Raw genomic sequence first — 21,721 nt, 5'->3', positions numbered from 1 at the left:
TATCGAACGTCAACGCGCTGGCCCCGGGCGAACGCCTGTCGTTTGGAAAGTCCGGGCTGACGGTCATCTACGGCGACAATGGCGCCGGCAAGTCCGGCTATGCCCGTGTGCTGAAGCAGCTCTGCCGGGCGCGCTCTCCCAAGGGTGATGCGATCCTGCCGAACATCTACGCGGCCGCTTCGGGCACGCCGTCCGCCAATGTCGAGTTTTATATTGGCGGCCAGAAGCGCAACGCCTCCTGGACGCAAGGCTCTCCGACCGACGCGATGCTCTCGGCGGTCAGCGTATTCGATTCACGCACCGCCAATGTCCATGTCGAGAACACCAACGATCTTGCCTACACGCCTCTTCCGCTCCGCATCCTCGCCGGCCTCGCGCAGGCCTGTCAGGACGTGAAGGCTAAGCTCGCCGCCGAGATCAAGGCCCTACAAGAGCAGACGCCAGCCGTTCTTTCCAAACCCGAGGGCAAGCCCGAAACCGAGGTCGGCAAGCTGGTCACCGCCCTTTCAGGGAAGACCACGCCTGAAACCGTCGAGAAATTGGCGGGCATCAATGCCGATGAGGAATCCCGGCTTCAGACCCTGGTCACCGATCTCGCCAGCGATCCGGCGCGCACGCTGCGCCAGCTTCAGGGCCATGAGACCCGCCTCAAGACGACCATCGACCATCTGGAACGTTTGGCGGCCGTCGTGGCTGAGGAAACCCGGACCGCGCTGCACGATGCCCATTCCCGTCTCGGCACGGCACGCCGGGCGGCCGCTGCCGCTTCCGCGAACCTCTTCGCCGACGAACCGCTGCCCGACATCGGGTCGGACGTGTGGAAGTCGCTCTGGAAGGCAGCCCGCGACTATTCCCACGCGTCAGCCTATCCGGAGAAGGGCTTTCCCGTTACCGACGCCGGCGCGCATTGCGTTCTCTGCCAGCAGCCCCTCAGCGAAGAAGCCTCAAAACGCCTGAGCAGCTTCGAGGGTTTCGTCCAGGCTGAGAGCAAGCGCCGGGAGGACGAGGCCGAGACGGTCTATGACGAAGCGCTGGAGGATGCCGCGTCGAAGGGTATCACGATGGCCGAAGTGCCGGCCATCATCACGCTGATCCGGGACGATCTTGGGCAAGAGACCCTCGCCACATCGGTTCGTCGCGAGATTCTCGTCCTCGCCTGGCGCCTGCGCGCCATCCTACGCACCCATCGTCTCGAAACCCTACCTACTTTGCCGCAGGCAATTGCGGTTTCTCTCGATCCCTTGCGAACAGCCCTTTCCGGCTTGGCGACCCGCATGGAGGCACTGAGGTCGGAGGCGAACTGAACCGATCGCGAAGCTGCCATCGCGGCTGCCAATGCCCTCAATCCTACCCTGCGGCAGGCGTTTTCCACGCGCGCGACGGCCCCTGTCGTTAAGCGGTCGCTCGAACTCAAGATCGACAAGGCCTTGCAGGCCAAGCAGCGTCTGCAAGACGAAGAAGCGCTAATGCTGGCGGAAGCCTTGCGCCGTCACGCCGATGATGAACTACCGGACGCCGCGGTGCTGAAGCTCGCCCCGGAGTCCGAGCGCTATCGCCAGGACCTCGCCGAGCGACTGGCCGAGATGCCATTTCTCAAGCTGGTCAAGGTTGGTCGATCGAACAACCGATGGACCCACGCGCTTCTGTATCTGGGCCCAGATGGCGTCTGGTCGAAACCGTATCACGCCGGCGAGAAAGCGGCGCTGACGGCGGAGCGTGCGAAGATCGCAAATGGCTTCGGCCTGAGCCACAGCACCCACTGGGGAAAGACGAAGGCCAGTATCCGACAGATCCTGCTGCCCCGCGCCAATCAACTGCTCCAGCTCGCGAGCGTTCAGCGCATGCTCGCCGAAGCTTTTGCCCGGGGCGAGCGCGTGCTCGTCTCAAACGGTATCGTCTTCTGGTACGAGTCGGATGGCGGCGTCGGCTGGCAGGTCAAGGAGACATCGTCGACGCGCGAGTCCGATGGCGCGACGATCTGGAAGGAAGGGACGATCCTCTCCTCCAATCACGGCCGTCTCGTCGTGCTGCCCTACATCAAGGAGAATGGAGAGCACGTCCGGGGCCACACCAAGAACGGCCCGAACGATGGACGCGCCTTACCCCGCCATCGGGACCACTATGTCGAGATTCCGTTCTCGCTCTACGACGGCGATCTCATGATCGGGCTATTTGGCGAGCTGCCCTACGAATGAAGAAGAGGAACCGTGGTTTGACTGCCGGTATGCGGCAGTCGGAACCATGTGGATCCTCGTACCATCTAAAAGCGGGTTTCCGAAAATCTCTAAAACCTGAAATCCGTAAAGAAGGAAAATCACCCGTGACCACATGGACGTCGGACGATCTTCGCCTGCTCGATCTGAAATACGCGGAGGAAGGCGTCCACGTCCATCAGCGGCCATTCCGCGCCGCAAGGACATCGGCCTCCTGACAGCTGATCGAGCACCAAATGGCTACCGTGACTATTCTGTCGAAGACGTTTACCGGCTCCGCTTCGTCCAGCGATCCCGCAGCCTCGGATTCTCGGTCGACGAGTGCAGGCAACTGCTTTCCCTCTATACGGACCGCGGGCGCGCCAGTGCGGATGTGAAGGCGATCGCGACCGAGAAGCTCGGCGAGATCGACCGCAAAATCGCCGAGCTGACCGCGCTGCGGCAGATGCTCGGGCATCTGGTCGGGAACTGTCATGGCGACATGCGACCGGAATGCCCGATAATCGACGGCCTGTCGGGGTTGGCCCGCGACCACTAAGTACCGAAGCCAGCGGACGATGATGGGAACTCACGACCAGATGCCAACATTCGGTCGGGCGCTTGACGAGCGTGAGATCGAGGCATCGGGAATTATATCGCGTCGTCTTGTCCCGGACTTTCGTGACCTGCGAGCGCAGAGATCGGACGCGGAGGCGGTTGATTCTCAGCTCCCCGACACCCGTCAGAACTTCTGGAAAAGCCCGAAATGGAACTGCTGCACGCTGCCCCATGGCGTGCGGTGCTCGTGGTTCACCGACTTGACCAGCCGGTAACCGGCGCCCAACCGTTCAAGCAACAAGAGCGAGTCGTAGCGGGCAACCGGCAGACCGCTGCACGATGTCGGGCCGTCCGGCGCGAACGTTCCAATGATCGCGTGTCCACCGGGTAGCAAGGCCCCATCCATGACCCGTAGATAGGCGTCTTGATCAGCAGTCTCGGTCAGGAAATGAAAGGCCGCCCGATCATGCCAGATCTCGAAGCGCTGGTTCGGCTTCCAGTCCAGCACATTCTCCACGACCCAGTCGACGGGCGCTTCCTTGGGTAGCCGCGCACGGGTCCTCGCCAGCGCGGTTTCCGACAGGTCGAGCACGGTGATCCGGCGGAATCCCCGTTCCAGAAGGCAATCAACGAGCCGGGATGAACCCGCGCCCACATCGACGATAGCCGCATCCTTTTCTGCCCCTGTCGCGCCGATCAGGTCGAGCGACACCCGTGGGCGGTCCTCGAACCAGCTCGTCTCGGCCTCTTCCTTGACCCGATAGACGCCTTCCCAGCGGTTCGGAATTTCTTCCATCGTCAGTCCCTCACAACTCGATCCGTCGCAGCCGCAAGGCGTTGGTGATGACCGAAACGGACGACAGGCTCATCGCAGCCGCTGCGATCATTGGCGAGAGCAAAAGGCTGGTAACCGGATAAAGCAGACCTGCCGCGATAGGCACGCCAAGGGCGTTGTAGGCGAAGGCGAAGAACAGGTTCTGCTTGATGTTGCGCAAGGTGGCGCGGGCGAGCTTTCGTGCCCGTACGATGCCCATCAGGTCGCCGCCCAGCAGGGTTATCCCTGCGCTCTCCATAGCCACGTCGGCTCCGGTGCCCATGGCGATCCCGACATCGGCTGCCGCTAACGCGGGCGCGTCGTTGACGCCGTCGCCCGCCATCGCGATCTTGTGGCCGTCCCGGCGCAACAGGTCGATCAGATCCTTCTTGGCCTCGGGCAAGATGCCGGCGCGCACCTCGTCGATGCCGAGCTTGCCTGCCACCGCCTGCGCCGTGCGTTCGTTATCGCCTGTAGCCATGATGACGCGAAGCCCCTGCGCGTGCAGTTCCCTGATCGCCTGCGCGGTGCTGTCCTTGATCGGGTCGGCCACCGCCACGATGCCGGCAAGTGCGCCGTCGACTGCGATGAACATCGCTGTCTTGCCCTCGGCGCGCAGAATGTTGGCTTTCGCTTCGGCCGTGCCCGTGTCTAGTCCCATCTCTTTCATCATCGCCGCATTGCCGAGCGCCACCGCGCTTCCGCCGACCGTGCCGCGCACACCCTTGCCGGTGACGGCCTCGAAATCCGCAGCTTCTTGCCGCGCCGCACCCTGCGCTTCGGCCCCCTCAACGATCGCTTCGGCCAGCGGGTGTTCCGAGCCGCGCTCGAGCGCAGCGGCAAGCGACAGAAGGTCTTCCTTCGCCATGCCTCCCAGCGCGACCGTGTCGGTCAGCTTCGGCTTGCCCATGGTCAGCGTGCCGGTCTTGTCGACGATCAGCGTATCGACGCCCGCCATGCGCTCCAGCGCCTCGGCGTCCTTGATCAGCACGCCCGCCTGCGCACCGCGCCCCGCGGCCGTGGTAATCGAGATCGGCGTGGCGAGGCCAAGCGCGCAGGGGCAGGCGATGATCAGCACCGACACGGCCGAGGCGATGGCGAAGACCAGCGCCGGTTCCGGGCCGACCGCAAGCCAGACGAGGAAGGCGACGATCGCGATCGCGACCACGGTCGGCACGAACACCGCCGAGACCCTGTCGGCCAAACCCTGGATTGGGGCGCGTGATCGCCGGGCGTTCGACACCATCGCCACGATCTGCGCCAGTACCGTGTCGGACCCGACCTTGCCGGCCTCGATCACCAACGAGCCGTTATTGTTGATCGTTGCCCCCGTCACATCGTCACCGGGACCTTTTTCCACCGGCATCGACTCGCCGGTCAGCATGCTCTCGTCCACAGACGACCGGCCCTCGATCACCGTCCCGTCCACCGGCACCGCATCGCCGGGCCTGACACGCAGCCGGTCGCCTTCCATGATGTTTTCCAGTGGCGCGTCATATTCCGTACCATCCGGCAGGATGCGCCGTGCGGTCTTCGGCGCCAGATCAAGAAGCGCCCGGATCGCGTCGCCGGTTCTTTCGCGTGCGCGCAGCTCGAGAACCTGGCCGACGAAGACCAGCGCCACGATCACGACCCCTGCCTCGAAATAGGTGCCTACACCGTGGCCCATCCGGTACTGCTCGGGAAACACGCCCGGCATGAAGGTCGCGACCAGCGAATAGAGGTAGGCGGCCCCCACCCCTAGGCTGATCAGCGTCCACATGTTCGGCGACCGGTTCACCACCGAATCCCAGCCGCGCCGGAAGAACGGCAGTGCCGCCCAGAGGATGATCGGCGTCGCCAGCACGAACTCCAAATAGCTCGCCGTCTGATGGCCGATCCAGTCGCGCACCGGCAGGGCCACCAGTTCACCCATCGTCAGGATGATGAGCGGCACTGCCGCCGCCGCCGAGATCCACATTCGGCGGGTGAAGTCGGTCAGTTCCTCGCTCGGCTCGTCCGAGGGCAGCATCGGCTCGAGCGCCATGCCGCAGATCGGGCAGGCACCGGGCGCGTCGCGGACGATCTCCGGGTGCATCGGGCAGGTATACTGGGCGTTGGTCGGAACGGCCTTCTGCTGTCCGGTGGCGCGGCCCGAAGCATAGAACCACGGATCCGCCTTGAACTTCGTCTGGCATTTCTCCGAGCAGAAATGGAAGGTCTCCCCCTGGAACTCGGCGTGACGCCCGTCCAGCTTGACCGCAACCGTCATCCCGCAGACCGGATCCGTCGCCGCCTCGGTTCCCGCCGGGATATCGGACGCCGCGTGGTGATGATCGTGGTTCATTGCCAGCCAACCTTTCACTGTGTCGCTTCAGCTTGAGGCTTCCTGCGACTGGATGCTCAAGTCTTTTTTCAATGCTGTTCGTGAGCGCGTTCCCTCACCGGGTTGCGTGCGAGGAAAATTCCCACGAACAGGAACACCAGCGCCATGCCGACGATGCCGGTCACGACGATCAGCGGATCGGACTGCCACTTCATCCCGGTGAAGGCGGCCAGCACCGATGCATCGAGCGCGATGGCCGTCAGCAGCACCCATCCCTTCGCGCCGATCTCCTCTCTCAGATGCCGGAAAACGCCGAAGTGGATGATCATGACCATCACCAGATAGAAGAACGCCCCGAGCGAGGCGATGCGACTGAGGTCGAAGAACACCGTGAGAAAGGCTGCGACCACGACGGTGTAGACCAGCGTGTGGTCCTTGATCCTGCCCGGCATCCCGAAATGGCTGTGGGGGATCATCTTCATGTCGCTCAGCATCGCCAGCATCCGCGAGACCGCGAAAACGCTGGCGACTAGGCCCGACGCCGTGGCCACCAGCGCGAGCGCCACCGTCAGGTAGAAGCCGGTCTGACCGAGGGCGGGTTGGGCTGCCTCGGCCAGCGCGTAGTCCTTCGCCGCCACGATGCGGTCGAGCGGCAGGTTGGAGCCGACCGCGAAGGCGACCAGCAGATAGACGACGACGCAGACGGCGATGGACCAGACGATGGCGCGGCCTACGTTGCGGTGCGGCTCGGTGATCTCGGCGCCGCTGTTGGTGATGGTCGTGAAGCCTTTGAAGGCGAGGATCGACAGCGCTACAGACGCCACGAAACCACCTACTCCCAACTCTCCGCCCGTGGCTTCGAACGAGATGCCGCTTGCCCAGAGACCAGCCGCCCCGAACGACGCGATGCCACCCACCTTGAGCACCGCCATGACGATGGACCAAAGCCCGACCGAACGGGTGCCAGAAGCGTTCAAGAGATACGCGAAAACGATCAACCCGATGCCGAGAAGCGGCACGAGGACGCTGTCCGGATCGCCGCCGAACGCCTGCAGCGTGTATGTTCCGAAGGTACGCGCGACGAGACTCTCGCTGATGACCATCGACAGCGCCATCAGCAGTGCGGCGCCCGCAGCGACCGTCGTCGGACCGTAGGCCTTCTTCAGGATCATCCCGATGCCGCCCGCGGATGGAAACGCGTTCGACATCTTGACATAGGTATAGGCGCTGAAGGCCGTGACCACCGCACCCGCGATGAACGAGAGCGGGAACAGCGGCCCCGCAAGCTCGGCGATCTGGCCCGTCAGCGCGAAGATGCCTGCGCCGATCATCACGCCCGTGCCCATGGCCACCGCGCCCGGCAAGGTGATGCTGTTCTCCACGTAATCTTTCGTCATTGGCTTTCCCTCAGGCTTCTGTCGCATCGCCAACCGGAGAAGCGGCAACCCCCTCACAAGCCGAGGCGAGGCCAAGCATCGCCCTTGTGTTCCGGCAAGGGACTCCGCCGGCCGTCTCACCGCCAAAAGGGCAATGACAAAGTCGGAACGATGCCCACTGGCGCGCCAGCCCGGACACGATCGTCGCAGTAGGAGGTTGGACTAGCGAAGCTTTATGCATCTGCTTCGTGTACGGCCTGGGCTCCCAAAAGATGGCGCCGGGTCAGCCAGATCACGAGCGGCGGAATAACGGTCCATTGCAGAAGCGGGCTCAGCCCGGTACCCAACGGCGGCACAAGCGGCATCAGGTCAGAATAAGTCCATCGCAGGCTTATACGGGTATAGTAGTACTCGAACCCTACGGTCAGGACTATTCCGACAGCGACGAAGGTTGTAACCGGAAACGGCGTTGGCCGAAGGATCCAGTCCCGGCTGCGTGCCGCCAGGCAGGCGGCCCAGAATGCAGTCAGCGCGGACCCGACATCGCCAAACGTTGCCGACATACAGAGCTTGATCGCCTCCCAGTGGGGCATCTCGGCCATGCGGGCATATGTCGGAACCTGGATGAATTCCCAGACGAAATGCAGGACGAAAGAAAAGTAGGCGACGGGAAGTTCAGGCGCTTCCCAAAGACGAACAGGGCGCGGGCGGTGTCCAGAAAAGGCATCGCCTGCAGTTTTCTGGCTATCGAGTCCCATCAGATCGCGTCCACGACCTTCGCGAGGAGATTTCGCACCTCTGCCGCGACCGCCGTCAGTTCAGCGTTCTCGATCCCCTGCATCGATACCACGGGATCAATGACGCTAACCTCCACTCCATCCTCTATTTCGCGCAGGATGACGTTGCACGGGAGCATCGCGCCAACCCGTGGCTCGATCCCGATTGCCTGATGCGCCATCTTGGGATTGCAGGCACCGAGTATGCGGTAGGCCGGCATTTCGACATCGAGCTTCTTCTTCATCGTCGCCTTGACGTCGATCTCGGTCAGCACGCCGAAGCCGTGCTCAGCCAGGGCCTTGCGGGTGCGGCGCTCGACGGCGTCGATACCGGTGTCGGAGATCAGGCGATCAATCGTATAAGCCATCTAGCAGTCCTTCCTCTCATTTCCGAAGGTGTTTGATCAGTGCTGCCATGCCCAAAACCAGCAGCGCGAGCACCAGCAGGCCGAAAGCCAGCCAAAGCCCATTTCCGAGCCCATAACGTCCCAGTTCATCATCTGCGTCTTTTGTTATTCTGTCACGGACTACGCGCTGGGTTCGGCCGTCGCGCCAACAAAGGGAAGGACAGCAGGGCACAGGGTCGTTTCGGGACGTCGGGGCGCTCGATCCGAACGTCCCCGTCCGGATCAGACCGACGCCATGACCGCGAACTCGGTCATCATGCCGGTCGCCAAATAGGGCATGTGGTGACAATGCAGCATCCAACGCGCGGCCTCGCCAGCGTCGAGGGCTACATCGACCATCGACATCGGCGGGACATAGACCGTGCCGCGCAACGCGCCCACGCTAAGCCGCGTCGCGGAAAGGAGTTCATGATTGTCTCCTCGGGACAGCACGCCCCGTTTATCCAAGCCGGATGAAACGCCGCAGGCGACGGCCCGGGCGCAATCAGAGGAGACGAAGTTTGGGGGGCCGTTCGTTCAGTCCCGGAGCCCGGCCTACGCTTGCCTCGGGCGTGAAGACACATCGGGAAGGCACGTACTCTTGTTCGATTTCCGCACTCGGAAACTGCAGGAAGGCTGTGAAACTCGCACAGACGAACTCGCACATGCCGGTGCCGGCCGCGCCGCAATGGAGCTGGTCAGCGCAGGAGCGTCCGCCGTCATCGGTGACGTGCATCGTCTCGCTGACATGAATTGCATGGTCCAGCCCGGCAATTATGCGCGCCGCATGCGCCGGAGTCATCGTCGTGACGACGGCGATCGCGAGCATGGCAAGCACGGGCATGAAGCAACCGAACATAAGGTGGACATGCATTTCTCGCGGTGATGTGCATTGCGGCAGCCGCTACCCTTTTGGCGAGCAGATAATTGATGACGCCTACACCGAGCCAAAAGGCGCCGACGAGCGATGACTGCCTGAAGCGGCGAATGCAACGGATGGGCCGACCACCGCGAGACGGCCCATCCTGGGAAGCCTCAGTGTCCCGAATGTGCGGCACCAGAGGGCGTGACTTCGGAAACTGAATTAGCGGCCGGTTTCGGCGGAGCTGATGTGGTCCCCACCGCCTGCCCCTGGATGATGGTCAGCACCGCTGTGGCGATCGATGCGGCGCCCAAAAATGCAATGGAAAGGCGTGGCATCGCCGACCCCCGTCAGGCCGCTTCGCGCGTAGCGGGGTAGCCCGCCTCGGCGAGAACGGTCTCAATCTCGGCACGCGTGGCCGAGGTTTCGACATCGACCTTGCGGTTCTCGGGGTCGGCATTGATCACCGCACTCTCGTCTACCGACTGGATCGCCTTCGTCACGCTCCGGGCGCAGCCGAAGCAGGTCATGTTCTCAATGTGGAATTGCATGTTTGTCTCCTTTGTTTGTCTGGCGAGGAGAGACGTGGGGGATCCCAGCATTGGAGGGTCAAGGGAGGATACGCGGAATTTTTAGGGAGCGCTTCGCCCGAAATTTCATGGCGACAGTTTGTGAACGCGCACGCGTGAAGCAGCACCATGACAACTCACACGGAGGAAAAAACATCGCTTGACCCTCCCATCATGGGAGACCCCATTTCCTGGCGCATCACCACGGATCCGAAGGGACTCAGCCATGAATGCGCCAGCCAATTTCACCAGGGAAACCGTTTCCCTCCCGATCGAGGGTATGACCTGCGCCTCCTGCGTGGGGCGCGTCGAACGCGCCCTGAGGATCGTCCCCGGCGTCCTCGATGCCAGCGTCAACCTCGCCACCGAGCGCGCAGACGTCCGCCTGGCCGGACCCGTCGATCGTGCCGAGTTGATCCGGGCGATCAAGGATGCGGGCTACACGGTGACTGCGTCCACCATCGAACTCGCCATCGACGGCATGACCTGTGCCTCCTGCGTCGGCCGGGTGGAGCGCGCCCTGCACGCCGTGCCGGGTGTCATTGAGGCCACTGTGAACCTCGCCACCGAGCGCGCCACCGTGAAAGGCAGCGTCGAAGTCGCCATGCTGATCGAAGCGGTCGCGGGCGTCGGCTACGAAGCACGCCCGGTGAATCGGAGCGGCGCCGCAAATGCCGAGGCGGAGGCGCAAAAGGAAGACGAGCGCCGCGTCCTATCCCGCGATCTCGCAATCTCGGCGGGTCTTACCCTGCCGGTCTTCCTCATCGAGATGGGTAGCCACGTCATTCCGGGCGTGCATCATCTAATCGCATCGACCATCGGCATGTCTGCGAGCTGGCTGATCCAGTTCGCTCTGACCTCGCTTGTGCTTGCGTTCCCGGGCATCCGCTTCTACCGCAAGGGCATCCCGGCGCTGCTGCGCGGCGCGCCGGACATGAACAGCCTAGTCGCCGTCGGCACGCTGGCAGCTTATGCCTATTCGCTGGTCGCTACCTTCGCGCCCGTGCTGCTGCCGGCCGGTACGGTGAACGTCTACTACGAGGCCGCCGCAGTTATTGTGACCCTGATCCTGCTTGGCAGGGTACTCGAGGCCCGTGCCAAGGGCCGCACCTCCGAAGCGATCAAGCGGCTCGTAGGCCTGCAGGCCAAGACCGCCCGGGTCCGGCGCGGGGGAAGCATCGCCGAGGTCGAGGTCTCCGACGTCGCTCCTGGCGACATTGTCGAGGTGCGCCCGGGCGACCGCCTCCCGGTCGACGGCGAGGTGATTGAGGGCGAGAGCTGGATCGACGAGTCGATGATTACCGGCGAACCGCTGCCCGTCGCCAAGTACGCGGGCGCCGTGGTCACGGGCGGCACGGTCAACCAGACCGGCGCCTTCGCCTTCCGCGCCACGGCCGTCGGCGGCAACACGATGCTCGCGCAGATCATTCGCATGGTCGAAGAAGCGCAGGGCTCGAAGCTGCCGATCCAGGGCCTTGTCGACAAGATCACCATGTGGTTCGTGCCCGCGGTCATGACGCTCGCCGCGCTGACTTTCGGCGTGTGGTTCTTCTTCGGACCCGATCCGGCGCTCACGTTTGGCCTCGTGAACGCGGTCGCGGTCCTGATCATCGCCTGCCCCTGTGCCATGGGTCTTGCCACGCCCACGTCGATCATGGTGGGCACCGGGCGCGGGGCCGAGCTGGGCGTCCTCTTCCGCAAGGGCGACGCGCTGCAGGGTCTGCAGAACGCCCGCGTGGTCGCGCTGGACAAGACTGGCACGCTGACCGAGGGGAAGCCGACGCTGACCGATCTCGTCCTCGCCGAGGGGTTCGATCGCGCCGACGTGCTGTCGCGGATCGCCGCTGTCGAAGCGAAATCAGAGCATCCGATCGCCCGTGCAATCTTAAAGGCGGCTGAGGCCGAAGGGCTGGTCTTGCCAGCGGTCAGGTCGTTCGAGAGCATAACGGGCTTCGGCGTGACCGCACAGGTTGGCGGCATCCGGGTTGAGATCGGCGCAGATCGTTACATGGCACAACTCGGCCATGACGTTGGAGCGTTTGCCGAAACTGCCGCGCGGCTTGCCGACGAAGGCAAATCGCCACTCTACACTGCGATCGGCGGCCGCCTCGGTGCGATCATCGCCGTGGCGGACCCTGTCAAGGCCACGACGCCGGAGGCGATCCGCGCGCTTCATGATCTCGGCCTGAAGGTCGCAATGATCACCGGGGACAACCGGCGCACAGCGGAGGCCATAGCGCGGCAGCTCGGGATCGACGAAGTGGTGGCCGAAGTCCTGCCGGACGGCAAGGTCGCGGCTATCAAGCGTCTGAAGGCGCTTGGCCCGGTGGCCTTCGTCGGCGACGGCATCAACGACGCCCCGGCGCTGGCCGAAGCCGATGTCGGCCTTGCGATCGGCACCGGAACGGACGTCGCGATTGAAGCGGCGGACGTGGTGCTGATGTCAGGGAGCCTGAAGGGGGTGCCGAACGCCATCGCGCTCAGCCGGGCGACGATGCGCAACATCCGGCAGAATCTCTTCTGGGCCTTCGCCTACAACGCTGCGCTGATTCCGGTCGCCGCAGGCGCGCTCTGGCCGGTCTCGGGCATCCTGCTCTCGCCCGTCTTCGCGGCTGGGGCGATGGCGCTGTCGTCGGTCTTCGTTCTCGGCAACGCGCTCCGCCTCCGCCGGTTCGCCGCGCCGATGGCCGAACCCGCTCGTGTCGCAACCTGAGCACATTGCGTCCCCGGATCGACCGGGGACGCCGTCTGCTTCCTGCACAAACCCCACCAAGGAAATCCGCCATGACTATCACCGTCACCGTCTATTCCACGCCGACCTGCCCCGATTGCGGCAACCTCAAGGCCTGGCTGGGCCGGATCGGCATTGCCTATGCCGAACGCGACCTCACCGATCTGGGAGTCATGGACGAGGCCAAGCGCCGTTACGGCGTGCGCGTCGCCCCAATTACCGTGATCGGCGACTGGTTCGCCTACGGCACCTTTGCGGACCAGAAGCCCCGGATCGAGGCACGTCTGAGGGAGGTCGGGATATGGCCAATCTGACCCTTGCTCCGCCGCGGCCCCGTAGCGCACGCACGCCCCTTGTCCTTGGCACGTTGGGCCATGTGGTCAACGACGCCTACACCGCCTTCCTTCCCGCGCTGCTACCGATGTTCCATCTCCAGCTCGGGCTGGACGGGACGACACTCGCGGGCCTGGTCGCGATCTTCGCACTGTCGGCCTCACTTCCCGGCCCCTTCCTCGGGAAGCTCTCGGACCGGTTCGGCGAGGCGTACGTCACCGCCGTAAGCGTGCTCTTCAGCGCAGTGCTGCTCAGCCTTCTGGCCTTGGTGCCGAGCGTGCCGCTCCTCTTTGCCCTAGTCGCGGTGGCTGGTTTCGGCTCGGCGGCGATCCATCCCGCAGGTTCCATGCTGGTGCGCCAAGGCACTTCCAGGCCGGAACTGGCGGTCGCTCTTTTTGCCGCCGGCGGCATGCTCGGCTATGCAGCAGGCCCGACGCTGCTGGCAGTTGCACGCCACCATGCGGGGCCCGCGCTGCCCCTCGTCCTTGTTCTGCCCGGCATTGTTGCCGCGGCGACGATCATGGCGCTCGTTCCGCTCGAAAGCACCTCCCGCCCCGCGTCGACGAAAGCGCGCTTTGACTGGAGGCTCGTCTTCGGTCCGGTTGGTCTGGTGACGCTGGCCGCCGCTTTCGCTTTTCTTCCCGCGATAGCTGTCCTCAACGGGCTTCCCCTGTTCCTGATGGAGCGCCACGGCCTGCCGGACACGCACCCCGCAATCGCAGGCACCCTCACCACATTTTCGCTGGCCGCAGCAATCGGCGGCATCGGCGTCGGTCTTCTCGCAGCCAGGTTTTCCCGAACGCGGTTGCTGGCTGCCGTCCTGACCGGCAGCGTTCCGGCCTTCCTCGCGCTGTTGTGGTTGGCGCCGGATGAGACAGGCTATGCCATCGTGCTCGGCGCGGCTGGCGCGCTTAGCTATGCCGCCACGCCGATCCTGGTAGTCGCGGCGCAGGATCTCGCGCCACACTCGGGCGCGACGGCCTCCGGGATGGTCTTCGGGCTTGGCTCGGCACTTGCTGGCCTCATGTATTTCGGCATCGGCGCCCTGCAGGCCGAAGTCGGAGTGGGTCCGGCGCTGGCGCTTGCCTTCGTCGCGCCGCTTCTTTCGGCGGCGATTTCGTTTGCCGTCCTGCGCCGCGTCCCTTCCGTTGCCGCTGCTTCCGTCACCGAAACGCTCTGCGTCTGTGCCGCCGCCAGCGGTGCCGGCATCGTCACCTGTGCCCCTTCCTGCAATCTTTCCCGCAACGGAGTATCCCGGAATGCCTGACGTCACCCTTCTCAACATCGGCCGGACCATCAGGGTGCCGGACGGTGAAACAATCCTGTCAGCCGCTCTAGCCGAGGGGATAGACTACCCGCACGGCTGCAAGTCCGGCCGCTGCGGAATCTGCAAGTCACGCCGCGCCAGCGGCGATGTCGACCTCCTGGACCACTCAAGGTTCGCGCTGACCCCCGCGGAACGGGACGCAGGCCTGATCCTCGCCTGCCGCGCCGTGCCCAAGGGAAGCGCGAGCGTGGCGTGGCTGGAGGATGAGGACACGGCAAGACATCCGGTCCGCTCGATTGAGGCCGAGGTCGTGGGTACAGAGCTACTTACACATGATATCCTGCGTCTGCGCCTGAAGGGCGGCAGCCCGCCGCTGCAATTCGCGCCCGGCCAGTACGCCACACTGGAACTGCCCGGTGAGACCTCCCGCGATTACTCTATGGCAAACGCGCCGGGCGCGGAGGTAGTGGAGTTTCATGTCCGCCGCGTTCCAGGTGGGCGAACCTCGGGTGCCATCCACGATCGCCTCCAGACCGGCGACCGGGTTTGGCTGACGGGTCCGCGCGGCGCCGCGAACCTTCGGGCGGGGCACACCGGGCCGATCCTCGCCGTAGCAGGCGGGTCGGGCCTCGCGCCCATCCTCTCGATCCTCGAGAGCGCCGTCGCGCAGGGCATGCGGCAGCCGATCCGTGTCTATATCGGTGGACGAGACGAGCGCGACCTCTACGGCCTCGATCGCCTGGCCAGGCTCGCCGCGCAGCACGGCGACATGACCGTGACGCCCGTCCTATCCGCTCCGTCCGCACCGACCGACCGGCGAACGGGCTTCCTGCACACCGTGGTGCACGCCGACCTGCAGGCCTTTGACGGATGGAAGTGCTACACGGCCGGCCCGCCTGCCATGATCGACGCCTTGACCGAGGTTGTTCTCGCACGGGGTCTGCAGCGGGAAGATCTACACGCCGACGTGTTCTTTACGCCGACGACCGCGCCTCGCTCAGTTGAGATTGCAGCAGCCGACTAGAACACGGGAAAGGCGGAGTGTCGCGAGGCTGCATCGTCTCGGCACTCCGCCTTTTTCATCCTTATGGTACCGTCGGTGGCACGAACTGCGGTCTCTTCTAGCTCAGGCCGATCATGCTGACCTCTTCGTCGGCATCAGTGAAAGCGCTGCCGAGAGCTAGCGCCCTGCCAACGTGTCGTCCGGTCGACGTCAGCCGACGGCAGCGAAGCTCCGACGCGGAGCCTTCTTTTTCATCGCCTTCGGCGGCGTCTCGTCCTGGGCGCTGAGGCCTGTGAGAATCGGGCAATCGGGCCGCTCGTCGCCGTGGCAGTGATCCGCAAGATGCACGAGAGTGCCGATCATCTCATCGAGCTCGCGGCGACGCTGCTCAAGTTCGCGGACATGGTCAAGCGCGAGTGACTTCACATCGGCGCTGGCACGGCTGCCATTCTGCCAAAGATCCAGGAGGGCGACGATCTGTTTAACCTGGAAGCCAAGATCGCGTGCCCGGCGCACAAAGCGCAGCATCGCGATGTTCTTCTCCGAGTAGACACGGTAGCCCGAATGGGCCCTCAGGGCCGGGCGGACGAGACCGATCTCTTCGTAGTACCGCAGCATCTTCACCGAGACGCCTGTTGCCGTAGAGGCTTCGCCAATATTCATCGGACGGCTCCATTCGTGTCCAGAGATGGTCTGGATCTCTTCTGCACCCTCCCATCATTGGAGAGTCAAGGGGGGTCGCGATGCATCAGTCTCGAATGCCTCCGATTGATGGCGTGGGGCGTTATTGACGGAAAGTGTCTAGAAAATCTAATATTGACAATCACTAAGGCGGCAAATTTCTAATATTGGACCCCCTCCTCCGCGAGGATGCGGTCGTATCAATGCCTCGGATCCGCAATTTTATTGGAAAAATATCCTAATATCTGAATCTCAATTCGAGATCTCCTGAATGTCCAATGTTGTTACAGCATTACCTCATTAGGCCAAGTCCGTCAGAACATGAATTCATCACCCCACCCGGCTGAGGGATACCGAAATATCTTCGGCCAGGCTCTTGACCCTCCAATCATTGGAAGCCGCACCTTTTTGAAATGACGCCACGCTCGACCGTTCGAAGGCGCCCATCTTGTGAGGTACGGATCATGGCAAGAGCATTCTCAACGTTAGCTGCGGCGGGCGTGGCGGCCATCGCCGTGGCGATGTCGCCGAACTTTTTGCCCGAGAAGACATCGCCAGCGACGGCCCAGGCCGCACCTCCCGCGCCGGAGGTCGAGATAGCGCAGGTCGAGACCCGAAGGATCGCGGAGACCGCCGAGTTCCTAGGCCGGATCGAAGCGCGCGAGACGGTCGAGCTTCGGGCGCGGGTCGCCGGAGCCCTCGACGAGGTGGCGTTCCGGGATGGCGCGCTCGTGGAGGAAGGCGATCTCCTGTTCCGGATCGATCCACGCCCCTACGAGATCGCTCTCACCCAGGCGAAGGCCCGGGTTGCGGAGACGCAGGCCCGGCTTGCGGCCGCCCAGGCGACCCTCGGCCGGACATCCCAGCTCGTGGAGCGCGCCATCGTCTCCCGCGAGGCATTCGACGAGGCGCAGGCCGAAAGCGAGACCCTTGTCGCCCAGGCCGAAGCGGCGAGAGCGGCTGTCCTGGCGGCTGAGCTCGACCTGTCCTTCACCGAGATCGCCGCTCCGATTTCGGGGCGTATCGGCCGGGCGAGCCTCACGCGCGGCAACTACGTCGCGGCCGGCGACGGCAGCGCGACTCCGCTCGCCCGGATCGCTTCGGTCGATCCGATCCATGTCTCCTTCGACGTCGACGAGGGCACGTACCTGAAGTTCCTGGCGGGGAGGTCGCCACTTCCCGAGACCGGACGGGGTGCCCTTAAGGTCGCCGTCGGCCTGATGGGCGAGGAAGGCATCCTCCACGAGGGTATGGTGGACTTTATCGACAACCGCGTCGACCCGACCACCGGGACTGTCAAGGCGCGTGCAGCGCTACCCAACCCCGACGGACGCCTTGCGCCGGGCTTCTTTGCCCGCGTGCAGATCTCCCTCGGGGAGCCGCAACGGACTGTCCTCGTGGACGAGAGCGCCGTCGGTACCAGCCAGGACCAGCGCTTCGTCCTCGTCCTCGGGGAGAAGAACACGCTTGAATACCGCGCAGTCGAGCTCGGCCAAGCCGTCGGCGACATGCGGATCGTCACCGCAGGCCTGAAGCCCGGCGAGGAGATCATGATGAAGGGGCTGGCTCGGCCGGGAATGCAGGTCGTGCCCGTGCCGTATGCGGTGGCATCGGTCGGGGCCGAGAAAAGGACGGACCGGTGAAAATCGCACACTTCTTCATCGACCGCCCGATCGTTGCGGCAGTCCTGTCCCTCCTGATCCTCATCGCAGGGGGTTTGAGCCTCCTCCAGCTTCCCCTGAGCGAATATCCCGCCGTTACGCCGCCCACCGTCGTGGTCAGGGCGGCCTATCCGGGGGCAAGCCCCAAGGTGATCGCCGAGACCGTGGCCGTGCCCATCGAGCAAGAGGTCAACGGCACCGACGGCATGCTCTACATGTCGTCTCAAGCAACGACTGACGGGCGGCTTGCCCTGACACTCACCTTCGAGCAGGGCGTCGACCCCGACATCGCGCAGGTCCAGGTGCAGAACCGCGTGTCGCGCGCCGTCCCCCGGCTGCCGGAGATCGTCCAGCGACTCGGAGTGGTGACGGAGATGACGTCGCCCGACATCCTCATGGTGGTGCACCTTCTGTCGCCGGAGGGGCGCTACGACCCGCTCTACCTTTCCAACTTCGCTCATCTCCAGGTCCGGGACGAACTGCGGCGCTTGGCCGGCGTCGGCGACGCGCTGGTCTGGGGCGCGGGCGAGTACAGCATGCGCGTCTGGCTAGATCCGACCAAGGTAGCTGCCCGCGGCCTCACGCCGAGCGACGTGGTCGCCGCGATTAGAGAGCAGAACGTGGAGGTGGCCGGAGGCTCCCTTGGCCAAGCTCCAGACTCCAGCTCGCCGTTACAGGTCACCGTAAGCGCCGCCGGACGCCTTGCCGACGAGGAGGCGTTCCGCAACATTATCGTTCGCACCGGCGCGGAGGGACAGGTGACGCGGCTCGGCTCCATCGCTCGCGTGGAGCTCGGCGCCGACGCGTACGCGTTACGAAGCCTACTCGACGGCAAGCCCGCCGTCGCAATCCAGATCATCCAGAACCCCGGCGGGAACGCGCTAGAAACTGCAAGCGCCGTTCGCACGAAGATGGCAGCCTTGCAGGAGACGTTCCCGGCCGGACTCGAGTACCGGATCGCCTACGATCCGTCTCAATTCGTGAGCGCCTCCATAGAGAACGTTGTGGCGACGCTCCTCGAGGCGACCCTCCTCGTGGTGCTGGTCGTCGTCCTCTTCCTCCAGACCTGGCGGGCCTCTGTGATCCCACTCGTCGCGGTGCCAGTGTCGCTGATTGGCACCTTGGCGGTGATGCACCTCCTCGGCTTCTCGCTCAACACGCTCTCGCTGTTCGGTTTGGTGCTCTCGATCGGCATCGTGGTCGACGACGCGATCGTGGTGGTGGAAAACGTCGAGCGTCACCTCAGTCTCGGCTCGACGCCGAAGGAAGCCGCGCGCAAGGCGATGAGCGAGGTCACAGGCCCGATCATCGCGATCACTTCGGTGCTAACGGCGGTATTCGTACCGACGGCGTTCCTCTCCGGCCTGACGGGGCAGTTCTACAGCCAGTTTGCGCTGACAATCGCCATCTCAACGATCCTGTCCGCGGTGAACTCGCTGACGCTCAGCCCTGCGCTTGCCGCGATCCTCCTGCGCCCGCACGGTGCCAGACGCGACCTCCTCACCCGGATCATCGACCGTCTCTTCGGTTGGTTCTTCCAGATCTTTAACCAGGGCTTCGAGGCGGCCTCGAACGGCTATGTCGGGGTGACGCGCCGGGCGATCCGCGCCAGCGCGCTCGTGCTGATCGTCTACGGCGGACTCGTCGGCCTTGCCTACGTGGGGTTCACGAGCGTGCCGACGGGCTTCGTGCCGATCCAGGACAAGTACTTCCTCGTCGGCATTGCTCAACTCCCGCCCGGCGCCTCGCTCGAGCGGACGGAGGACGTGGCGCGGCGGGTGTCCGAAATCGCGCTCTCGGAGCCCGGTGTGGAGAGTGTCGTCGCCTTCCCCGGACTGTCCATCAACGGCTTCGTCAACATGCCGAATGCCGCGGTCCTGTTCGCGATGCTCGACCCGTTCGAGGAGCGGGCCGAACCGGAGATGGCGGCGGGCGCGATCGCGGGACGGCTGCAAGGCAAGCTCGGAGCCGTCCGCGACGGCTTCGTCGGCTTCTTTCCGCCGCCGCCCGTTCCTGGGATCGGCGCGGTCGGCGGCTTCAAGATGCTGGTCGAGGACCGGGCGGGATTGGGCTACGAGGCGCTTTACGCGGCGACGCAGGAGCTGATGGCCAAGGCTGGGCAGACCCCCGGCATAACCGGGCTGATGACCAGCTTCGAGATCAACGCCCCGGAGATCGACGTCCATGTCGACCGCGAGAAGGCGAAGGCGCAGGGCGTGTCTGTGGCTTCCGTCTACGAGGCGCTCCAGGTCTATCTCGGCTCATTCTACGTGAACGACTTCAACAAGTTTGGCCGGACCTACCGCGTCAACATCCAGGCCGACGCGGAGCATCGGATGGACTCCGGCGCGCTCGCTCGCATCCACGTCCGAAACGAGCGTGGTGGGATGGTCCCGCTGTCGTCCCTCGTCACCGCCGGCGCGGGATCCGGTCCCGACCGGGTCATTCGCTACAACGGCTACCCCTCGGCCGACGTCAGCGGCGGCCCGGCGCCCGGGTTCAGCTCGGGCGAGGCGGTCGCGGCGATGGAGCGGCTCGCCGCGGAGACGCTGCCTGAAGGCATGGGGTTCGAGTGGACGGATCTTGCTTTGCAGGAGAAGCTTGCGGGCCATGCAGGGCTATGGGTGTTCCCCCTGGCCGTTCTCCTCGCCTATCTTATCCTGGCGGCGCAGTACGGAAGCTGGTCGTTGCCGCTGGCGGTGCTCCTGATTGCGCCGATGGCGCTTCTGAGCGCGGTCGCGGGAGTTTGGTGGACGGGCGGCGACAACAACGTCTTCACTCAGATCGGCTTCATCGTGCTGGTCGGGCTGGCGGCGAAGAACGCGATCCTAATCGTGGAGTTCGCCCAGACAAGAGAGGACGAGGGCCTTGATCCCATAGCGGCAGCTCTCGAGGCGGCAAAGCTCCGGCTACGGCCTATCCTCATGACGTCGATCGCTTTCGTCGTCGGCGTTGTGCCCCTCGCGCTGGCAACTGGGGCCGGGGCGGAGATGCGCCAGGCCATGGGCGTCGCCGTCCTGTTCGGAATGCTTGGTGTAACGCTGTTCGGGCTGGTGCTGACGCCGGTGCTTTACGTCCTCGTCCGTCAGCAGAAGGAACGAGCGGATCATGATCGGATGCACCCTGTGGATGTAGCTAGGTGACCAGGACGACCCGCCTGTTTCCGCCTGCGACTCATTGCACGTCATGAGCGACCGGTGGCTCACGAAGCTCGCAGCGATCCGCAGGGCCGTCTACCGGAGTGCGACCGTTTGAACATCTTGCTGCTGCCCGGCTTCATGCTTGACGCGGAGCTTTGGGTCGATCTAGCGGATGCGCTGGGTGACCGGCACAGGCTCTTTTACGGCGACCTTACCCGCTACGACACGATCGGCGCGATGGCGTCAGGCGTGCTCTCGGATGCCCCGGAGAGCTTCGTCCTGATCGGCTTCTCCATGGGCGGCTATGTCGCTCGTGAGATCGCACGGATGGCACCAGATCGCGTGCAGGCGCTCATCCTGATAGCAACCTCCGGTCGGCCAGACACGCCGGCGGAGGTGGATCGCAAGGCGCGGTCGGTGGAGCGGGTGGAAACGAAAGGCTACTCCGGCTTGGGTCGCTTGTCGGTTTTGGCCACGCTTCATGCCACGCGGCGCCGAGAGGACCCGCTTGTCACGCGCGTAAGCGATATAGCCAAGCGCCTAGGCGGTGATGTCTTCTTGCGGCAGGCTGCTCACCCCCGTGAAGGCGACCTGGATCGCATTGCCGAGATCGCGTGCCCCACGCTGATCATCGCATCCGCCGACGATTGCGTCCGCAGCGTCACTGAATCACAGGAGCTGAACGCCGGCATTCCCCAGTCCGAACTCGTCGTCATCGAGGGGGTTGGGCATATGATCCCCCTCGAAACACCGACCCAACTCGCGAGTATCATCGCATCATGGATAAGCCCGTCTCGAGTTCGCAAGCCCGACCTAGCGGCAGTCGGCAAAGGCGACAGCTCAGGATTGTCGACGTCGAGAACCACCGGGATCCAAGAACTGCGCGAGAGGTGATACCTTCCGCAGCCTCGAAGGCGACCACGCCCAAACCTTGACATCGCAGCTGGACACCCGCAAGAACCCTCCGCTTTCGGTGGTTTTTGCCGCGGGGATCATCCGGAGACGCGAGTCTGGCGCCGTCCTTGGAGCGATCCAAGGGTTCGCATGACGTTTCTGCCCGTTTCTGA

General features: G+C 64.3%; 19 protein-coding genes. 10 read left to right on the top strand and 9 right to left on the bottom strand.

Annotated elements, in window-relative coordinates:
• Nucleotides 1-107 precede the first annotated feature (107 nt).
• From GTW51_RS24115 to GTW51_RS20865, 3 genes are all read left to right on the top strand, one after another.
• Nucleotides 108-1,304, top strand: a complete 1,197-nt coding sequence (locus GTW51_RS24115; protein ID WP_246233316.1) for a hypothetical protein — start codon at nt 108-110, stop codon at nt 1,302-1,304.
• Between the two features lie 123 nt (nt 1,305-1,427).
• The gene (locus GTW51_RS24110; RefSeq protein ID WP_246233315.1) at nt 1,428-2,195 is read left to right on the top strand and encodes a hypothetical protein; all 768 of its coding nucleotides are present in this window, start codon (nt 1,428-1,430) and stop codon (nt 2,193-2,195) included.
• A 133-nt stretch (nt 2,196-2,328) separates the two neighbouring features.
• Nucleotides 2,329-2,751 carry a MerR family DNA-binding protein gene (locus GTW51_RS20865; protein ID WP_163045979.1) on the top strand — a complete coding sequence of 141 codons (423 nt, stop codon included), beginning with the start codon at nt 2,329-2,331 and terminating at the stop codon, nt 2,749-2,751.
• 183 nt (nt 2,752-2,934) lie between these two features.
• On the opposite strand, the gene GTW51_RS20860 is transcribed toward GTW51_RS20865, so the two are convergent.
• The 8 genes from GTW51_RS20860 to GTW51_RS20825 all read right to left on the bottom strand — a co-directional run bounded on the left by GTW51_RS20860 (nt 2,935) and on the right by GTW51_RS20825 (nt 9,820).
• The gene (locus tag GTW51_RS20860) at nt 2,935-3,546 is read right to left on the bottom strand and encodes a class I SAM-dependent methyltransferase (protein ID WP_163045978.1); all 612 of its coding nucleotides are present in this window, start codon (nt 3,544-3,546) and stop codon (nt 2,935-2,937) included.
• A 10-nt stretch (nt 3,547-3,556) separates the two neighbouring features.
• On the bottom strand, nt 3,557-5,890 hold the full coding sequence (locus GTW51_RS20855; protein ID WP_163045977.1) for a heavy metal translocating P-type ATPase: 2,334 nt from the start codon (nt 5,888-5,890) through the stop codon (nt 3,557-3,559).
• Nucleotides 5,891-5,958: 68 nt separating this feature from the next.
• Nucleotides 5,959-7,266: an APC family permease gene (locus tag GTW51_RS20850; protein ID WP_163045976.1), complete on the bottom strand. Its 1,308-nt coding sequence runs from the start codon at nt 7,264-7,266 to the stop codon at nt 5,959-5,961.
• A 212-nt stretch (nt 7,267-7,478) separates the two neighbouring features.
• Complete coding sequence (locus GTW51_RS20845; RefSeq protein ID WP_246233314.1) at nt 7,479-8,003, bottom strand: hypothetical protein; 525 nt, start codon at nt 8,001-8,003, stop codon at nt 7,479-7,481.
• Nucleotides 8,003-8,389 (bottom strand): DUF302 domain-containing protein, encoded by a 387-nt coding sequence (locus GTW51_RS20840; protein ID WP_163045975.1) that lies wholly within the window; start codon nt 8,387-8,389, stop codon nt 8,003-8,005. The genes GTW51_RS20845 and GTW51_RS20840 overlap by 1 nt, the downstream gene beginning before the upstream one ends.
• Before the next feature lie 261 nt (nt 8,390-8,650).
• Nucleotides 8,651-8,860: a multicopper oxidase domain-containing protein gene (locus GTW51_RS20835; protein ID WP_425483299.1), complete on the bottom strand. Its 210-nt coding sequence runs from the start codon at nt 8,858-8,860 to the stop codon at nt 8,651-8,653.
• Between the two features lie 52 nt (nt 8,861-8,912).
• Nucleotides 8,913-9,251 (bottom strand): hypothetical protein, encoded by a 339-nt coding sequence (locus GTW51_RS23675; RefSeq protein ID WP_203566219.1) that lies wholly within the window; start codon nt 9,249-9,251, stop codon nt 8,913-8,915.
• Between the two features lie 368 nt (nt 9,252-9,619).
• Nucleotides 9,620-9,820, bottom strand: coding sequence for a heavy-metal-associated domain-containing protein (locus tag GTW51_RS20825; RefSeq protein ID WP_163045973.1), 201 nt, complete (start codon nt 9,818-9,820; stop codon nt 9,620-9,622).
• A gap of 244 nt (nt 9,821-10,064) precedes the next feature.
• Here GTW51_RS20825 and GTW51_RS20820 point away from each other — a divergent pair, with 244 nt between their 5' ends.
• From GTW51_RS20820 to GTW51_RS20805, 4 genes are all read left to right on the top strand, one after another.
• A complete protein-coding gene (locus GTW51_RS20820) occupies nt 10,065-12,551 on the top strand; it encodes a heavy metal translocating P-type ATPase (protein ID WP_163045972.1) in 2,487 nt (828 codons plus the stop codon).
• 71 nt (nt 12,552-12,622) lie between these two features.
• Nucleotides 12,623-12,883, top strand: a complete 261-nt coding sequence (locus tag GTW51_RS20815) for a glutaredoxin family protein (RefSeq protein WP_163045971.1) — start codon at nt 12,623-12,625, stop codon at nt 12,881-12,883.
• Nucleotides 12,871-14,169 carry an MFS transporter gene (locus GTW51_RS20810; protein WP_163045970.1) on the top strand — a complete coding sequence of 433 codons (1,299 nt, stop codon included), beginning with the start codon at nt 12,871-12,873 and terminating at the stop codon, nt 14,167-14,169. Before GTW51_RS20815 ends, GTW51_RS20810 begins: the two co-directional genes overlap by 13 nt.
• Nucleotides 14,162-15,193, top strand: a complete 1,032-nt coding sequence (locus tag GTW51_RS20805; protein ID WP_163045969.1) for a 2Fe-2S iron-sulfur cluster-binding protein — start codon at nt 14,162-14,164, stop codon at nt 15,191-15,193. The genes GTW51_RS20810 and GTW51_RS20805 overlap by 8 nt, the downstream gene beginning before the upstream one ends.
• 189 nt (nt 15,194-15,382) lie before the next feature.
• Here the strand turns inward: GTW51_RS20805 and cueR are convergent, their stop codons facing one another.
• Nucleotides 15,383-15,835 (bottom strand): Cu(I)-responsive transcriptional regulator, encoded by a 453-nt coding sequence (cueR, locus tag GTW51_RS20800; protein WP_163045968.1) that lies wholly within the window; start codon nt 15,833-15,835, stop codon nt 15,383-15,385.
• 482 nt (nt 15,836-16,317) lie between these two features.
• Here cueR and GTW51_RS20795 point away from each other — a divergent pair, with 482 nt between their 5' ends.
• The 3 genes from GTW51_RS20795 to GTW51_RS20785 all read left to right on the top strand — a co-directional run bounded on the left by GTW51_RS20795 (nt 16,318) and on the right by GTW51_RS20785 (nt 21,548).
• Nucleotides 16,318-17,496: an efflux RND transporter periplasmic adaptor subunit gene (locus GTW51_RS20795; protein WP_163045967.1), complete on the top strand. Its 1,179-nt coding sequence runs from the start codon at nt 16,318-16,320 to the stop codon at nt 17,494-17,496.
• Nucleotides 17,493-20,657: a multidrug efflux RND transporter permease subunit gene (locus GTW51_RS20790; RefSeq protein WP_163045966.1), complete on the top strand. Its 3,165-nt coding sequence runs from the start codon at nt 17,493-17,495 to the stop codon at nt 20,655-20,657. The genes GTW51_RS20795 and GTW51_RS20790 overlap by 4 nt, the downstream gene beginning before the upstream one ends.
• Before the next feature lie 108 nt (nt 20,658-20,765).
• A complete protein-coding gene (locus tag GTW51_RS20785; protein WP_163045965.1) occupies nt 20,766-21,548 on the top strand; it encodes an alpha/beta fold hydrolase in 783 nt (260 codons plus the stop codon).
• Nucleotides 21,549-21,721: the final 173 nt, after the last annotated feature.

The organism is Aurantimonas aggregata, from assembly GCF_010500835.1.
GTDB classification, from domain to species: domain Bacteria; phylum Pseudomonadota; class Alphaproteobacteria; order Rhizobiales; family Rhizobiaceae; genus Aurantimonas; species Aurantimonas aggregata.
This window is presented reverse-complemented; position numbering and strand designations above follow the sequence as displayed.